14 protein-coding genes are annotated in these 15122 nt (G+C 50.6%); 9 read left to right on the forward strand and 5 right to left on the reverse strand.

Annotated elements, in window-relative coordinates:
- The first annotated feature begins 117 nt into the window (after positions 1 to 117).
- The 7 genes from INF30_RS06220 (at position 118) to INF30_RS06250 (ending at position 8507) form a co-directional block, all read left to right on the forward strand.
- Positions 118 to 1629, forward strand: a complete 1512-nt coding sequence (locus INF30_RS06220; RefSeq protein ID WP_226394580.1) for a CoA-transferase — start codon at positions 118 to 120, stop codon at positions 1627 to 1629.
- A gap of 115 nt (positions 1630 to 1744) precedes the next feature.
- Complete coding sequence (locus tag INF30_RS06225; protein ID WP_076776733.1) at positions 1745 to 2425, forward strand: TIGR00266 family protein; 681 nt, start codon at positions 1745 to 1747, stop codon at positions 2423 to 2425.
- A gap of 191 nt (positions 2426 to 2616) precedes the next feature.
- Complete coding sequence (locus INF30_RS06230) at positions 2617 to 3060, forward strand: DUF6465 family protein (protein WP_076776735.1); 444 nt, start codon at positions 2617 to 2619, stop codon at positions 3058 to 3060.
- An 806-nt stretch (positions 3061 to 3866) separates the two neighbouring features.
- Positions 3867 to 4622, forward strand: a complete 756-nt coding sequence (locus INF30_RS06235) for a hypothetical protein (RefSeq protein ID WP_226394581.1) — start codon at positions 3867 to 3869, stop codon at positions 4620 to 4622.
- A gap of 348 nt (positions 4623 to 4970) precedes the next feature.
- The gene (locus tag INF30_RS06240) at positions 4971 to 5801 is read left to right on the forward strand and encodes a PHP domain-containing protein (RefSeq protein WP_076776739.1); all 831 of its coding nucleotides are present in this window, start codon (positions 4971 to 4973) and stop codon (positions 5799 to 5801) included.
- 122 nt (positions 5802 to 5923) lie between these two features.
- Positions 5924 to 7126: an iron-containing alcohol dehydrogenase gene (locus INF30_RS06245; RefSeq protein WP_226394582.1), complete on the forward strand. Its 1203-nt coding sequence runs from the start codon at positions 5924 to 5926 to the stop codon at positions 7124 to 7126.
- A 13-nt stretch (positions 7127 to 7139) separates the two neighbouring features.
- The gene (locus INF30_RS06250) at positions 7140 to 8507 is read left to right on the forward strand and encodes an aldehyde dehydrogenase (protein ID WP_226394583.1); all 1368 of its coding nucleotides are present in this window, start codon (positions 7140 to 7142) and stop codon (positions 8505 to 8507) included.
- Between the two features lie 19 nt (positions 8508 to 8526).
- Here INF30_RS06250 and feoB read toward each other — a convergent pair whose 3' ends face one another.
- Both feoB and INF30_RS06260 read right to left on the reverse strand, forming a co-directional pair.
- Positions 8527 to 10569, reverse strand: a complete 2043-nt coding sequence (gene feoB, locus INF30_RS06255) for a ferrous iron transport protein B (protein ID WP_226394584.1) — start codon at positions 10567 to 10569, stop codon at positions 8527 to 8529.
- Positions 10553 to 10795 (reverse strand): FeoA family protein, encoded by a 243-nt coding sequence (locus INF30_RS06260; RefSeq protein ID WP_226394585.1) that lies wholly within the window; start codon positions 10793 to 10795, stop codon positions 10553 to 10555. The genes feoB and INF30_RS06260 overlap by 17 nt, the downstream gene beginning before the upstream one ends.
- Positions 10796 to 10972: 177 nt before the next feature.
- Between INF30_RS06260 and INF30_RS06265 the strand changes: the two genes are divergently transcribed.
- Positions 10973 to 11869, forward strand: coding sequence for a putative ABC transporter permease (locus INF30_RS06265; RefSeq protein WP_226394586.1), 897 nt, complete (start codon positions 10973 to 10975; stop codon positions 11867 to 11869).
- Between the two features lie 73 nt (positions 11870 to 11942).
- Here INF30_RS06265 and INF30_RS06270 read toward each other — a convergent pair whose 3' ends face one another.
- Together INF30_RS06270 and INF30_RS06275 are read right to left on the reverse strand one after the other, a co-directional pair.
- Positions 11943 to 12626, reverse strand: a complete 684-nt coding sequence (locus tag INF30_RS06270) for an NUDIX domain-containing protein (protein ID WP_226394587.1) — start codon at positions 12624 to 12626, stop codon at positions 11943 to 11945.
- A gap of 13 nt (positions 12627 to 12639) precedes the next feature.
- Complete coding sequence (locus INF30_RS06275) at positions 12640 to 13314, reverse strand: J domain-containing protein (RefSeq protein ID WP_226394588.1); 675 nt, start codon at positions 13312 to 13314, stop codon at positions 12640 to 12642.
- 187 nt (positions 13315 to 13501) lie between these two features.
- Here INF30_RS06275 and INF30_RS06280 point away from each other — a divergent pair, with 187 nt between their 5' ends.
- Positions 13502 to 14083: a tRNA (mnm(5)s(2)U34)-methyltransferase gene (locus INF30_RS06280; protein ID WP_264176866.1), complete on the forward strand. Its 582-nt coding sequence runs from the start codon at positions 13502 to 13504 to the stop codon at positions 14081 to 14083.
- Here the strand turns inward: INF30_RS06280 and INF30_RS06285 are convergent.
- Entirely contained in the window at positions 14073 to 14948 is an 876-nt protein-coding gene (locus tag INF30_RS06285) for a hypothetical protein (protein ID WP_226394589.1), read from the reverse strand. The two genes, INF30_RS06280 and INF30_RS06285, sit on opposite strands and share 11 nt — an antisense overlap.
- Between the last annotated feature and the right edge of the window lie 174 nt (positions 14949 to 15122).

Consider the following 15122-nt stretch of genomic DNA (forward strand, 5'->3'; position numbering starts at 1 on the left):
AGAGAAGAGGGAGCTTTTGGGCTGCGGCTGGACTTTGCCGGCCTGTTTTGATAAAATGGACTGCATATGCAGGACCCGAGAGAATCCTGCGGGCCTGCTGTAAGGAGGATGGTAGTTATGTATGAAGTGATGAGTGCTGACGAGGCGATCCGCCTGATCCGGGATGGAGACTGTATATGCGTCAATTCGTTTGTGGGGATAGAGAACCCGGTAGAGCTCCACGAGGCGCTGTACAGAAGATACCAGAGGATGCAGTCTCCCAGCCATCTGACGATGATCTCCAGCGCAGGCTTTGGCGTCTGGGACGAAAACAGGAATGCGGAGGGGTACATACGGGAGGGCGCGGTGGACCGCCTGATCTGCGGACATTTCGGAGCTATGTTAAGCACAAAGAAGCTGGTGCTTGAGGACCGCTTTGAGGCATATAACCTGCCCCTTGGATGTATCTCCCACGCCATCCGCGCGCAGGCGGGAGGACTGCCGGGGGCGCTCTCCAAGGTGGGGCTTGATATTTTTGTAGACCCGAGAAAGGAAGGACCTGGTATCAACCGGCTCTCGATCGACGACTCTCTTGTGAAATACGTGGAGGTGGACGGGGAGGAGTTCCTCTACTACAAGCTGCCGAAGATCACGGTGGCTCTCATAAAGGGTACTGCCGCGGACAGGAAGGGAAATATTTCCTTTGACGATATGTTCATGTCCGGCGACGCCCTGTCCATTTGTCAGGCGGTCAAGGCCAACCACGGCAGGGTGATCGTCCAGGTGGACCGGCTGGTGGACACACCCTCAAGGCCGAGGAATGCCATTATCCCGGGCTGCCTGGTTGACGCCATCGTGGTAGTGGAGCCGGAGGAGAGGAACGAGGCTTACACTGCGCTGACAGGAAGCTTTGAGATTCCCTATGCGCAGTGGAGCGCGTGGAATGAGAAGATAGACACAGTATCCGCAAAGACGCGGGGCAACAGCGCAGCCGGCAATATCATCGGCAGAAGGGCGGCCAAGGAGCTGCGGGTGGACGATATTGTCAATATCGGGATCGGGATCCCGGAGATGGTGTCCAGACACGCTCGAAAAAACGGCATGCTGGATATGGTGACTCTTACAGTTGAGTCCGGAGGCATCGGAGGCTTTCCTGTCTCGGGGGAGGCGTTCGGAGCTATGATAGGGGCGGCCTCCGTGTACGACATGGCAAACCAGTTCGATCTGTACGACAACGGAGGGCTGGACATATGCTTTATGGGAGCCCTGGAGGTGGACCGCCAGGGGAATGTCAATGCCCACCGTGGACCGGGAGCCTTTGCGGGAATTGGCGGATTTGCCAACATCACAGCCAAAACGCCCACGGTGGTGTTCTGCCTGACCTTTGATACCAAAGGACTGGAGGTCTCTCAGAAAAAGGGGACCGTGACCATTGAAAGAGAGGGGACTGTCCCCAAATTCGTGGAAAAGGTGAAGAGTGTCAGCTTCTCGGCGGAACGGGCCATTGCAAACGGACAGAAGGTCCTGTACGTGACGGAGAGATGCGTGTTCCGGCTGACGCCCAAGGGGCTGAAGCTTATTGAGACCTACCCGGGGGTAGACGTGCAGAGAGATATCCTGGACCGCCTTCCTTTTGAGGTGGAACTCTGAGTGTATCCTCCGGACAGGAGCGGGCACTTCACAAAAGAAAGGTTGATATTGACAGAACGAAGTGCCGGATAGTATCCTGAAATCAGAATACTTTATTCAGTGAGGAGGAAAAATTATGAGATATCAAATTCAGGGTGAGACGCTTCCGGTAGTTATCTGTGAACTGGAAGGCGGCGAGACGATGATCACGGAGGGCGGCGGCATGGCATGGATGTCTCCCAATATGAAGATGGAGACGTCCACCAATGGCGGCGTAGGAAAAGCTTTTGGCCGGATGTTTTCCGGAGAGGCAATGTTCCAGAATAACTATACGGCTGTAGGAGGAGCTGGAATGATCGCTTTTGCGTCCAGTTTTCCCGGGTCTATCCGTGCTTTCGAGATCAGTCCGGGCAATGAGATGGTCTTCCAGAAGAGTGCGTTCCTGGCAGGCGAGGCGGGAGTGGATGTGTCCATTTTCTTTAACAAGAAGGTCGGTGCCGGATTATTCGGCGGAGAGGGCTTTATCATGCAGAAATTCAGCGGGAACGGTACGGTCTTTGCGGAATTTGACGGACATGTAGTGGAGTACGAGCTCCAGGCAGGACAGCAGATCGTGGTTGATACGGGACATCTGGCCGGCATGACGGCCAGCTGCAAGATGGAGATCAGGACTGTCCCGGGTGTGAAAAATATGATCTTTGGAGGAGAGGGCTTCTTCAATACAGTCGTCACCGGACCGGGCAGGATCTGGCTTCAGACCATGCCGATCAGCAATGTGGCGGCAGTGCTCCGCAATTACATAACAACGGCCAAATAGGAAAAACGCAGGATTTTTATAGGCAGAAATGCTAAGAGCAAACAGACAATAATCTGAATATTGGGCAGTTTTCACAGCAGTAGTCAGGAGAGATTGCATTTTCTGGAGAGTGTGATATAATATTGACGACTTAAAACAGGAACGGCATAAAGAAAAAATATTGTAAGCAATAAGATCTAGGAGGAATTGAAATGGCTACAAAAAAAACAGCAGAAACAAAAGTTGATGAAAAGAAAGCAGTAAAGAAGACATCAACCAATGTTGGAACTGCTGCGACAGCTGCTGCAAAAGAGACTGTAAAAGAAGCGACAGAGAAAACATCTTCCGCACCGGTAAAGACCGCCGCTGTAAAGAAAGCCGATGAGCCGAAGACGGCAGAGAAGAAGACCGCACAGAAGAAAGCCCCGGCAAAGAAGCCTGCAGCTAAAAAAGAGATCAAGGTAAAGACCTATGTTCAGTACATGGGCAGGGAAGTGGAAGAAAAAGACATGATCGCCGCTGTTAAAAAGAGCTGGACAAAAGCATTTGGGAAAAAAGTGGCAGACATTAAGTCTATCGACCTCTATGTAAAGCCTGAAGAAGGCGCAGTTTACTATGTGGTGAACGGAACAGATACAGGTTCGGTTGCTTACTAAGAACATAACGAAGGAAGTCGGGGAGAAAACTCCGGCTTCCTTTTGGCAATAAGACAGGAATGTTGCGGATAAAAATCAGAATATTCTAATACAATAAGAAAATTAAAAGAAAATAAAAAATATTACGAACTATATATTGACAAATTGAAGGGATGGTGTTAATATTAAGTTACAAAATAATAAACGAGATAAAAAATAGAATATAAAAAGTTTTTTATAGGTTTATTATTTTAACTTTGAAAGACAGATGATTTCTATAAGTTTAAAGAGACTGAATCATTAACTTATTACAGTTGGATAATAAGAATTGATATCTCAGAGAAGATTTATAGACAGAAGCTGAATTTCAAAGTCAATAGTTTAAGAAAAGGAGGTACGGACCGCCAAAAAATTAAACTATCTATACTGATCATAATTAAGGAAATCCAAAAAGGCTGATATTTGAAAGCCAGAGTACTGAGAAAAGATTTTATTTCAGGATATGAAAATATCAGAGAAAAAGATTTTAGTATCAGGAAAATTATAGCAGACAGATAAAGGTCATACGATGAAATTAAAGAAGATCAGTATAAAAAAGAAATCATTTTTTACTACATGTGTAGAGAAAGGAAGAAAAATGATTGAACCAGGAAAGTAGGGACGGGTGTCAGTTTCGTATAAAATTGATGCCCGTCTTTACTGTTTACGTTGCGCTATATTGTGCGTAGGGTCTGTCGCACCGGAATGGAAAAATATGTACTTAACAGGCAAAGAAAAAGATGATATAATACTTCTGGATAATTAATAAAGGGACAAAGGAGAAAGTTATGGACGAATTAATGTCGATGATGTATCAACTGGCCGATGGGGAGACGGCGCAGGTCGTACAGAGCATACAGGAGACCATGCAGGTAAGCATAGTTCCGGCTGTTGTTGCTGCTGTTCTGGGACTTGTCATCTGTTTCTTTGGATTAAAGCTGATCCGTATACTGGCAGCCATAACAGGTGTCTGCCTTGGAGCTGGAGCGGGCCTGGCCCTGTCTTTTGCATTTGGACTGCAGGAAGCAGCAGTTCTGGCAGCAGCGGCCGTGGGGGCTGTATTGTTTGCCTGCCTTGGAGCAATCCTTCGGAGAGTGGGAGGGTTCCTTTTCATATGGGTTCTCACAGCAGGTGCGCTGGAATGGATCCTGATGCCGGGCACACTATCCTTCCATCTTATATGCTTGGGCGTGGGACTGGTACTTGCAGTGATCGCGGCTATACTGATGGATCCCATCATCATTGTATTTTCTTCCATTGGAGGCGGCATTATGTCCGGTGTGGCGGTGTCGGCCCTCACTGGACTTGACCTGAATATCCTCATTACATACGGGACATGTGCAGTTCTCGCCATACTGGGAATGGTTGTTCAGTTTATGATGAAGTCCAGAGAAGTTGGAAAGAAGGAAAAGCGTTTTTCTGAAGCCGTGAAAGAGGAAAAGTCAGTGGAGACGGAAGTTGAGAAGGCCAGGATGCTGCTTGACGATGATCTCACAGATCTTGATGACGGGGAAGAGACAGAAAATAACACGGAAGAAAAATAACGAGTCGTATTTATAGGACACCTCATCTGCTATGGTATACCCATAGGAAGAGAGGTGTTCTTTTATGTACAGAATAAGTCGGATTTTATTGATGACAGCAGGTTTTGTTTTGGCGGCAGGGGCATCACTGATATTTGGTTTCGGAAATTCGGGAATACATGGATCCGTGTATATGGCGGCCTGCCTCCTTGGACTGGCGATGATCTATTGCTCAAGCAGAGGACTGTCAGAGCAGCAGTAAATGGCCGTCTGGTTCCAGTAAGGAGCGGTGCATTGGTTTTTTTCCTTCTTTGTGCTATAATAAAATCATGTTAAAGGGACATATTAAAGTGCAAAGGAGGCTTACTGATGAAACTTGATATGCATTGTCATGTGAGAGAAGGTTCGCTTGACAGTAAAGTAAGCTTGGATGACTATATTACAAAGCTGAAAGAGAATGGCTTTGACGGGATGCTTATCACAGACCACGACACATACAAAGGGTACAGGCACTGGAAATATGAGCTGAAGGGAAAAGTGCACGAGGACTTTGTTGTGCTGAAAGGGATTGAGTACGATACCTGTGATGCGGGACATATTATCTGTATCATGCCTGAGGGAGTGAAGATGCGTCTTTTGGAGCTGAAGGGGATGCCTGTGCAGATGCTGATTGATTTTGTGCACCGGCACGGCGGTATACTGGGACCGGCTCATCCCTGCGGGGAGAAGTATCTGAGTTTTACAAACACGAAGAAATATTATAAATCTCCTGAGACGATCAAGCGGTTTGACTTTATCGAGGTGTTCAATTCCTGCGAGTCGGAGGAGTCCAACACCAGGGCGGCCAGGCTGGCACAGAAATACCAGAAAGTGGGGATTGGAGGCAGTGATTCACACAAGATTGAATGTGTGGGAAAAGGATACACGATCCTGCCCCAGATGGTGACATGTGAGACGGAGCTGATCACTTTGATAAGGGAGAAGGCCAATATAGAGGCGGGAGGCACTCTGTACGGTAAGACCACAAAGGAGAAGCTTGGGAAAATGAATAAGATCCTGCCCTATTCATTCTGGTTTTACAATAAGGGGGGAGCCCTCCTGAAAAAGTGGAAGAGAACGCAGAAGGGCAGGATCGAGAATCCGGTAGATCCCATTGATCCTATCGAAATCCCTTATCTGGACGGGATGAACAAAAAGTAGGGAACGTATCTGCGGGAGAATGAAAGGCCGAGAAGGGACAGGCTGTGTAAAGCCTGTCCCTGAACTGTGTTCCGGCCAGGCCGGACTTCAGAAAAGAGAAATGACAAAGGAGAAGAGAGAAGATGTATGTTTTATGGTGCAGACTTTTTCAGAAGGTGATGAAATTTTTTATGGATATTGTCCCTTTCTGGCGCAAGCCAAAGATGATCACAGGGAGGGACAGCCTGAAAAAACTCCCCGGCATGCTGCGGCACAAGGGGATTAAAAATGTGATGCTGGTGACAGACCCCGGGATCGCGGCGCTGGGTCTCCATCACCAGCTCCTGGAGTGGATCCGGGAGGAAGGGATCGAGTGCGTGGTGTACGACAAGACAACAGCCAACCCCACGATCGCCAATGTGGAGGAGGCCCTGGAGCTCTACAGGAAGCACAGCTGTCATGCACTGATCGCTTTCGGGGGAGGGTCTCCTATGGACTGTGCCAAAGGAGTGGGCGCCAGAGTGGCTCGGCCCCACAAGAAGATATCCTCTATGCGGGGGGAGCTGAAGATATTAAAACCCATCCCTCTGCTCATAGCTGTGCCCACGACAGCGGGAACAGGAAGTGAGACGACGCTGGCGGCAGTGCTGACAGACGAGAAGACCCACGAGAAATACGCACTCAACGATTTTGTGCTGATCCCCAAATATGCGGTCCTTGACCCGGTGCTGACCAGAGGGCTGCCGCCCTTTATCACAGCCACTACTGGAATGGATGCGCTGACGCATGCGGTGGAGGCATACATAGGAAAGAGCAATACGGCCCAGACCATAGAGGACAGTGTGACGGCTGTGAAACTGATCTTTAAGAATCTGGAGCGGGCTTACCGTGAGGGAACGGACATGGAGGCAAGAGAGAATATGCAGAAAGCCTCCTTCCTGGCAGGTGCCGCATTTACAAGGGCTTACGTGGGATATGTCCATGCCATTGCCCACAGCCTTGGAGGGGAGTACGGGATTCCCCACGGACTGGCAAACGCAGTGATCCTGCCCTATGTGTTGGAGGCCTACGGAAGTGCGGTACACATGTCTTTGGCCGAGCTGGCTGACATTGTGAAGATCGGACAGGATCTGGAGAGCGATCAGGAGAAGGCCAATGCGTTCATTGCCGAGATCAGGGCCATGAATAGGCGGATGGGCATTCCTGACAAGCTGGAGGGTATCAAAGAGGATGACATTGACATGCTGGCCAAGAGGGCGGCAAAGGAGGCTAATCCTTTGTATCCGGTTCCACGGATCATGAAGAAAGCCCAGCTGAAAGAAATCTATTATCAGATACGCGCTTAGGAGGAGAGAGAAGATGGCAGAGTACAGGGAAATGATGCAGAAGCAGAGAGAATATTTCCGCACCGGAGAGACAAAAAACGTGGCTTTCCGGATAAGGCAGCTTGAGCGGATGGAAAAGTGGATCATCCAGAATGAGGAGGACATCATGGAGGCTTTGAAGCAGGACCTCCATAAGTCCCCCTTTGAGGCCTACGCCACAGAGATAGGGATTGTCAAGGAGGAGATCCGGTACACCCTGAAACATCTCAGGAGCTGGACAAAGCCAAAGCGGGTGCCAACCCCCATCACACAGTTCCCCTCCAGATCCTTCATCTACCCGGAGCCCTACGGGGTGGTGCTGATCATGTCGCCCTGGAATTATCCCTTCCAGCTGACGATTGCTCCTTTAGTGGGAGCCATCTGCGCCGGTAACTGTGCGGTGGTGAAACCTTCCGCCTACTCCGCCGCCACTTCGGCCCTCATAGGCCGGATGATCCGGGAGCTGTTTCCGGCGAAGTATGTCCATGTGATCGAGGGAGGAAGAAAAGAAAACGAAGCCCTCTTGAATGAGAAGTTTGACTATATTTTCTTTACGGGAAGCGTGAATGTAGGGCGCTATGTGATGGAGAAAGCGTCCGCCTACCTGACGCCTGTCAGCCTGGAGCTGGGCGGAAAGAGCCCCTGCATTGTAGACGAGACAGCGGACATTGCTCTGGCAGCGAAGCGGATCGTCTGGGGAAAATTCCTGAACAGCGGTCAGACCTGCGTGGCGCCGGATTACCTTTTTGTCCACAAAAATGTAAAAGAGAAACTTCTGAAGCAGATGGCAAAGCAGATACGGAAAATGTATGGAAATGACCCCTGCAGAAATGAAGAATATCCGAAAATGATCAACCAAAAGCACTTTGACAGGGTGCTCGGCCTGATCCATGATACCCATGTGGTGTGCGGCGGGGGAAGCAGGCAGGACACCCTCCAGATCGAGCCCACCATCCTGGACCAGATCACGTGGGAGCATCCGGCTATGCAGGAGGAGATCTTTGGCCCGGTACTGCCGGTCCTGACCTTTTATGACCTGAAGGAAGCGGTGGAGCAGGTGAACGCAAGGCCAAGACCTCTGGCCCTCTACCTGTTTACAAAGAAAAAGGAGAGGGAGGCTTACGTGCTGAAGCATGTCTCCTACGGCGGTGGCTGCATCAATGACACGGTGGTGCATCTGGCCACCTCCTATATGCCTTTTGGGGGTGTGGGAGACAGCGGTATGGGCGGATATCACGGGAAGGCAAGCTTTGATACGTTTACCCACCAGAAGAGTATCATGAAGAAGTCCTGCCTTATCGATATACCTGTCAGATATGCTCCCTTTAAGAAAAAACTGGACCTCCTCAAGAAGATCCAGTAAAAGATGCTGAAAATGGGGATTACAGCAGCAGACCGATGTGGTAGACGAGAAAGCTCATCACCCAGGCCACGGCAAACTGAAAGCACACGAAGCAGGCGGTAAGACGCCTGCTTTCTGTTTCCCTGCGGATGGTGGCGATGGTGGCTGTGCAGGGTATGTAGAGCAGGCAGAAGACCATCAGGGCATAGGCGTTTGTCGCGCCAAATCCCATGCTCCCCAGCGTGGCTGCCATGGCGGTCATACCGTGGGATGTGGTAATGTTCTGAATGCCAAAAAGTACGCTGCAGCTTGAGACGACCACCTCTTTTGCGGCGATCCCGGCGATGAGTGCCACCACGATCTGCCAGTAGCCAAGTCCCAGAGGCGTAAATACCGGGACGATGGCTTTTCCGATCCAGGCGCCAAAGCTCGCGCCTATGTCTGTCACGTAGCCTGTGGGACCGAAATTGAGCAGCACCCACATGATGACAGATGCCACGAAGATGACAGTCCCTGCCTTTGTCAGGTAGTCTTTGATCTTCTCCCACACATAGATGGCAATGGTACGGGCGTTGGGAGATTTGTACTCCGGAAGCTCGATGAGAAGGGTCTGCTCTGCCTTGCTGCCGTCAAATTTTGAGATGACAAAAGCACAGACGATCGCCACCAGGATGCCCAGCAGGTACATAGAATAGCACACCAGCATGGCGTTCTTTCCAAAGAACATGGAAGAGAACAGCACGTAGATGGGAAGCCTGGCACTGCAGGACATAAAGGGAGTAATGAGGATCGTCTTCAGCCGGTCTTTGCGGTGCTCCAAAGCTCTCGAGGCCATGACTGCGGGAACGGAGCATCCAAACCCCAGAAGCAGGGGGATGAAGGCTCTGCCTGAAAGGCCCAGGTGGCTCATGATATCATCCATGACAAAGGCCACGCGGGACATGTAGCCGCTGTCCTCCAGAATGGCCAGAGCTAGGAACAGGATAAAGATGTTGGGAAGGAATGTCAGTATACCGCCCACGCCTGAGATGATTCCGTCCACGATCAGGGATGTGACCATGGACCCTGTGCCTGCGGCGGCAAGGCCGTTTGACACAAGGGAGGAGAAAGCATCCAGCCCAATCTCAAAATAGCCCTTCAGGAAATCGCCCACGGTGAAAGTAAGGAAAAATACAAAGGCCATGATGGCCAGAAAAATGGGAAGTCCCAGCCATCTGCTTGTGAGATACCTGTCGATGCGGTCTGTGCGTGCCTCGTTTTTAGACTTGTTGACAAGAACTTCCTGGATGATTTCCTCGATAAAATTGTATTTCTGGTTAATAATATCCTTCTCGTAGTCCCGGTCAATGAGATCGGACAGATCCAGAGGATACTGGTCGCTGACATTTTTGTCCTTTTCCAGGTATTTGATGGCATGCCATCTCTTGTTGCTCATATCCGGATAGGATCTGTTCAGACGGTCCATGACCTGGTCGATCTTGTCCTCTATGTAATCTTCATAAACCATGGCATATTCCTGATGATGGTCATGCTTGTGGGCAGAGTGCTCTCCGTGATGATGGTGGATAAAGGGACTCTGCTTTGCATGGTCCTTGTGATGAGCCACTGCGTGGAGCAGGATGGACAGCCCGGATTTTTTCCTGGCGGAGACAGGGATGGCCGGAATGCCCAGCATCTCCGGAAGACGGTGCAGGTCGATCTCCATGCCCCGCTCCTCCACGATATCCATCATGTTCAGCGCCAGCACAACGGGTTTTCCCAGCTCAATGAGCTGGAGAGTCAGGTACAGGTTTCTCTCCAGACAGGAGGCGTCCACCACATCCACGATGACATCCACCTCGTCGCTTAAGATACATTCCCTGGACACGGTCTCTTCCATTGTATAGGAAGTGAGACTGTAGATGCCGGGCAGATCGATGAGGCGAAAATCCTGCCCTTCGTAGCTGGCCCGCCCTTCTTTCTTTTCCACAGTGACCCCAGGCCAGTTGGCCACTTTCAGGTTGGCGCCCGTGAAGGCGTTGAAAAGAGTGGTCTTTCCGCAGTTGGGGTTGCCGATAAAAGCTACATTAATTGTTTCTGCCATCTTCCGGCACCTCCTTCACATCGATATTGTCAGCGATCTGCCTCCCCAGTGCAAAGCGGGTGCCCCTGAATTTGGCTGTCAGGGCGCCTTTCTTGTCGTTGTTTAAAATGGTGATCAGAGCGCCCTCCGTGAGACCCAGGGCCTCAAGACGGCGCTCCAGCTTTTTCTCGGTATGTATTTTGCACACCTGATATGTGTGGTTATTTTTCCCCTGTTTCAGTATCATTTGTAAGTCTCCTTTATTGAGAAAAATTATCTTCTGGGATACAATTATAGCATTATTTGACGAGGCTGACAATGTGAAGTATAATCATCCTGTTGCCCCCTTGTCCCGGGATGAGGGATGCTGCTAGGTTTTTAGAGTGCCGGGGAGGGGAAATGCGGGTGGCGAAAGGAGATTTCTATGCAGATATATGAATTGCTGCTTTATTTTTTTATATACAGTTTCCTGGGGTGGTGTACGGAGGTGGCTTTTGCCACAGTCAAGGAGAGGAGATTTGTCAACAGGGGTTTTCTCAATGGCCCCCTGTGTCCCATATACGGAGTGGGCGTGTCCTCTGTAGTCACGCTGCTGGCAGGCTTTCAGGATAATCTTTTGCTTCTGTATCTGTCCTCCCTTGTACTTGTGACGGTGATCGAGGGTGTGACCGGATATATCATGGACAGGATCTTTCACCATAAGTGGTGGGATTACACAGGCCTTCCGCTTAATATCGGCGGGTATGTGTGCCTGCCCTTTTCCATTGCCTGGGGAGCAGCCTGTGTGCTGATCGTAAAAGGGATCCATCCGCTCGTTGCAAAGCTGGTCAATGTCATTCCCGTTCCGGCTGGGATCACTCTGATCTGTGCTCTTCTGGCCGGGCTGGCCGCAGACCTGGCTGTGACCTCGGCAAGTATACTGAAGCTGAACCGGCGGCTGGATATGCTGGAGAAGATCGGCCTGGAGCTTCATGAGCTTTCGGATAAAATGGGAACAAATATCCACGAAAATGTCATGGATGCCATGGAAAAAGCGGAAATGCTGGGCGATGCTGCTCAGGAGAAGAAAGAGCAGCTGGATGCTCTCTCCGGGGAGGCTAAGGAGAGGCTGGATGTCCTGTCGGAAGAGGCGAAAGAGCGTGCTGAACAGCTTAGGGTGCATTATGATGAACTGAAGCAGCGCTACGCGGAATTGACAGGAGCTACCCTGCAGTCCAGCCGGCGTTTTGTGAAGGCGTTCCCGAGGATGGAGTCCAGAAAGCACAAAGAGCTCCTGGATGATATGAAGCGGAGATTGGAAGAGTTGAGTCGCAGAAAATAAGCGGGCGATCCCGGGTCTTGCAAAGGCCCGGGCGCCCGCTCTGTTATTTTTCTATTTATATATTACGGTGTGCTCAGATGTGAAAGAGTGCCTTCAGACCGCACAGGATCATGGCGCCATGGTCAAAAGCCAGCCCTTCACTGTTTCTGGCAGTGCAGGAATCCTCATCAAATACCGGGGGACAAAAGAGGGAGGAAGAAAGAACCGTGTCTCCATCTTCAAGACGGAGTTCGTACAGCAGATCTTTCTGGCAGCCTTCACCTTTCCGGTTCAGTGTGACGGTGAACCAGCGGGTCTCGCTGGCGTCATCCCCGGCTTCTGTGGGGATCTGGCCTGTATCCAGAACGGCAAGGTGAGCGCAGCTCATGACCCAGGTGCGGGGATCACGTCCCGGTTTTGAAAAGGTGTAGAGCTGCCGCAGAGGGATGCCTTTCACATGGGTTTCCTCCAGAAGCTCCCTTGCTGCCGCCTGCATGACCGTTTCGCCGGGACTTACAAAGCCGCCGGGCAGGGCATAGCAGCCAAGGCAGGGATGCCCGCCTCTTTTCACCATAAGAAGTTTAAGTGTGCCATCCGTCAGAAAATGTTCTGATGCGGGCGGAATTTTTCCGTCTGCGCCACAGGAAGAAGCAAGTCCCGGGGCAGCGAAGATAAGCATGTCCACTGTCACGGAGGGCCGGGGATAGTTGCCGGGCTGGTACCGTGACAGGAATTCTTCCTCTGTCAGACCGTTTTTGTCTCGAAACTTTTCTGGCATAAAGTACCTCCTGTCAGGACTGGAGCTGCCGGTAGGCAATCAGTTTGTCCAGATTATTCAGAAACAGAGCGTTCTGGCTGGTGATCTTTTTCTTTTCCAGCGCAGATTTGCACTGTTCCAGATAGCTGTCATACATGGAGTAGAGCAAAGGATAGGGAAGATCCCTGTTCTGACTCCACTGGAACAGAAGCCAGTTCATGGCGTGGGCAAACCAGTAGCGCCGCGGTATTTCCCCGTCTTTTAATACAAGGATGTGGGGCTGAGCTTCCTCGGCCATGGCGGCCAGTCTTTCGGCGTCCGGCTCCTGCCTGCTGAATTTTCTGGGCTTCAGAAGGACGGCGCTTTCACTGACCAGGCCGTTCAGTTTGTTGGCAGCTTCCCAGTAGGGGGCGAAATTCGGTGAGAGAGGACCGGTGCGCTTCATTTCCCGTTCCCTTTCCCGCTCAGCCCTGGTTTCTCTGCGGATAGGATTGCGTATCCTTCTGTCGTAGACCCTGCGGCTGTCCGGATCGCTTAGGATCCGGTAGGCGGTCAGTACATTCTGAATATAGGATGTAGTGTCAAAACTACTGTTTATATTTTCGTCCGGATGCATTTTTTTCACTAAAAAATTCTTGGCGTCTGCAATCTCTTTCTCATCTGCATCCATGGAAACGCCAAGAAGATCATAGTAAGTACAATCTTTCATATACATCTCCCCTTACAAATTCTGTTTATAAACTCCCACTTATTATAATACTTCAGCAGAACCGGGAAATCAACCGGAAATCCATCGGACAACTGTATTGGAATTTATCAGATATCTGCTTCAGAGAGGATATTGCATGATGTGTCCCTTTGCGGTATTCTTATGTCCGGAAGGAGTGAAATGGATCATGAAACGTGTGGAAAAGAAGAATTTGTCCCGGATCACTGACTGGTGCCAGGCGGTGATGGAGTCCCGTGCTCCCCGGGGAGGACTGTATATAGATGCCACCATGGGAAATGGCAACGATACGCTTTTTCTCTGTCAGATGGCAGGAAATGAAGGGCAGGTGCTTGCCTTTGATATTCAGAAAGAAGCCCTGGAGACGACAAGGGAACTGCTGGAAAAACATGGAGTACACAGCCGGGCCAGACTGATCCTGGACGGCCATCAGCATATGGAACGGTATGCCGGGCCGGAGAGCGCGGATGTGATCTGCTTTAATTTCGGATATCTTCCGGGAGGAGATCACCGCATTGCCACTAGCCCCGCGACCAGTGTGGAAGCTGTGGAGCAGGGGCTGCGTATTCTGAAAAAAGGCGGGATGATGAGCCTTTGTATCTATAGCGGGGGCGACACAGGTTTTGAAGAAAAAGAGGCGCTTCTTGCTTTTCTTGGAACTCTGCCGCCCCGCAGATATACCGTTATTGTGAACACTTATTATAACAGAGGAAATCATCCTCCTGTCCCGGTGTTTATCTTCAAGGAGTAGTTACCCGGGAGCCCGGGGAAGCCAGAGACTGCCGTCCGCCGGAGGCAAGCCAGTCTTTCCAGCTTTCTTCCACGGTCTGTGTTTTCCTGGGCTTCAGAAAATCATACATGTCCTGTATATCCGGTATTTCTTCCTCGAGACTGTCGGCAGTGGCTGAAAGACTGCAGCCTTTGGACAGTTTTTTGTAAATCTGGACAAACAATTTATGCTCTGCACCTTCCACACGGCCCTCGGCCACTCCTTCCTCCCGGGCCCGCCTCTGCTCGATGACCTTCTCTTCCCACTCCTGCATATATTTCACTCCAATCTCTTCGCTTGATTTGATCATGGCTATCCTGCGCTGCAGCTCCCGGATCTTTCCGCTCCTGCAGGAACTGCTGACCTCCTCTGTGGTGTGCTCTATGTACCGGAGCAGTTCGATCAGCTCCTCCGACACGCCCAACGGATCCTTTCCCCGGGTGTTCAGAAAGATCCGGGCCGCCCCGTCATCCAGGGCGATCCCCGGATCCTCGTCGCACCTCATGCGGAACGTGTACCGGTACAGGTCTTTCCCGAACAGATCAAAGGGCGCGATCATGCTCTGGTACAGACGGCTGCGCCTTGGAAGATTTTTCGTATCCTCCTTCTGCACTTCCGCGTCATAGACGGTGTCCTCCATGTCCATGGCCCACACATCCATGCGAATGAAGCGGAAGAGGGGCGAGCTGCGCTTTTCCTTCTCTGCCTGGGGAGGATATTTAAGAAGAATATCCTTTCCAAGGATGATCTCCAGGATAGTCTGCATGATAACAGGATCTTCCATTGCCTCCGCAAACAGAAAGCGGTCCAGCAGATTCAGGTCTTTCAGTGCTTTGTGAAACGCCATTCGTATTCTCCTTTCATTATAAACGGCAATGTACAAGTTGACAATAAAAACATGAAAAAGCAAAATTTTCCTGCCATACCTGTACGTCAGAAAGTGATGTGAGGGGTATTGACATGTCGGAAGACACTCCTCGAAATAAAAAGATTTTATAAGATAGTGTAAGAAAAAATCCCC

Source organism: Claveliimonas monacensis, from assembly GCF_014982975.1.
In the GTDB taxonomy this organism is placed as follows: domain Bacteria; phylum Bacillota; class Clostridia; order Lachnospirales; family Lachnospiraceae; genus Claveliimonas; species Claveliimonas monacensis.

Bases quoted from the DNA above. Each gene is read 5' to 3' on its own strand.
- INF30_RS06280 (WP_264176866.1), top strand. From the start codon at position 13,502: ATGAAACGTGTGGAAAAGAAGAATTTGTCCCGGATCACTGACTGGTGC.
- INF30_RS06275 (WP_226394588.1), bottom strand. From the start codon at position 13,314: ATGAAAGATTGTACTTACTATGATCTTCTTGGCGTTTCCATGGATGCA.
- INF30_RS06260 (WP_226394585.1), bottom strand. From the start codon at position 10,795: ATGATACTGAAACAGGGGAAAAATAACCACACATATCAGGTGTGCAAA.
- INF30_RS06285 (WP_226394589.1), bottom strand. From the start codon at position 14,948: ATGGCGTTTCACAAAGCACTGAAAGACCTGAATCTGCTGGACCGCTTT.
- INF30_RS06270 (WP_226394587.1), bottom strand. From the start codon at position 12,626: ATGCCAGAAAAGTTTCGAGACAAAAACGGTCTGACAGAGGAAGAATTC.
- INF30_RS06265 (WP_226394586.1), top strand. From the start codon at position 10,973: ATGCAGATATATGAATTGCTGCTTTATTTTTTTATATACAGTTTCCTG.
- INF30_RS06225 (WP_076776733.1), top strand. From the start codon at position 1,745: ATGAGATATCAAATTCAGGGTGAGACGCTTCCGGTAGTTATCTGTGAA.
- INF30_RS06235 (WP_226394581.1), top strand. From the start codon at position 3,867: ATGGACGAATTAATGTCGATGATGTATCAACTGGCCGATGGGGAGACG.
- feoB (WP_226394584.1), bottom strand. From the start codon at position 10,569: ATGGCAGAAACAATTAATGTAGCTTTTATCGGCAACCCCAACTGCGGA.
- INF30_RS06230 (WP_076776735.1), top strand. From the start codon at position 2,617: ATGGCTACAAAAAAAACAGCAGAAACAAAAGTTGATGAAAAGAAAGCA.
- INF30_RS06220 (WP_226394580.1), top strand. From the start codon at position 118: ATGTATGAAGTGATGAGTGCTGACGAGGCGATCCGCCTGATCCGGGAT.
- INF30_RS06240 (WP_076776739.1), top strand. From the start codon at position 4,971: ATGAAACTTGATATGCATTGTCATGTGAGAGAAGGTTCGCTTGACAGT.
- INF30_RS06245 (WP_226394582.1), top strand. From the start codon at position 5,924: ATGTATGTTTTATGGTGCAGACTTTTTCAGAAGGTGATGAAATTTTTT.
- INF30_RS06250 (WP_226394583.1), top strand. From the start codon at position 7,140: ATGGCAGAGTACAGGGAAATGATGCAGAAGCAGAGAGAATATTTCCGC.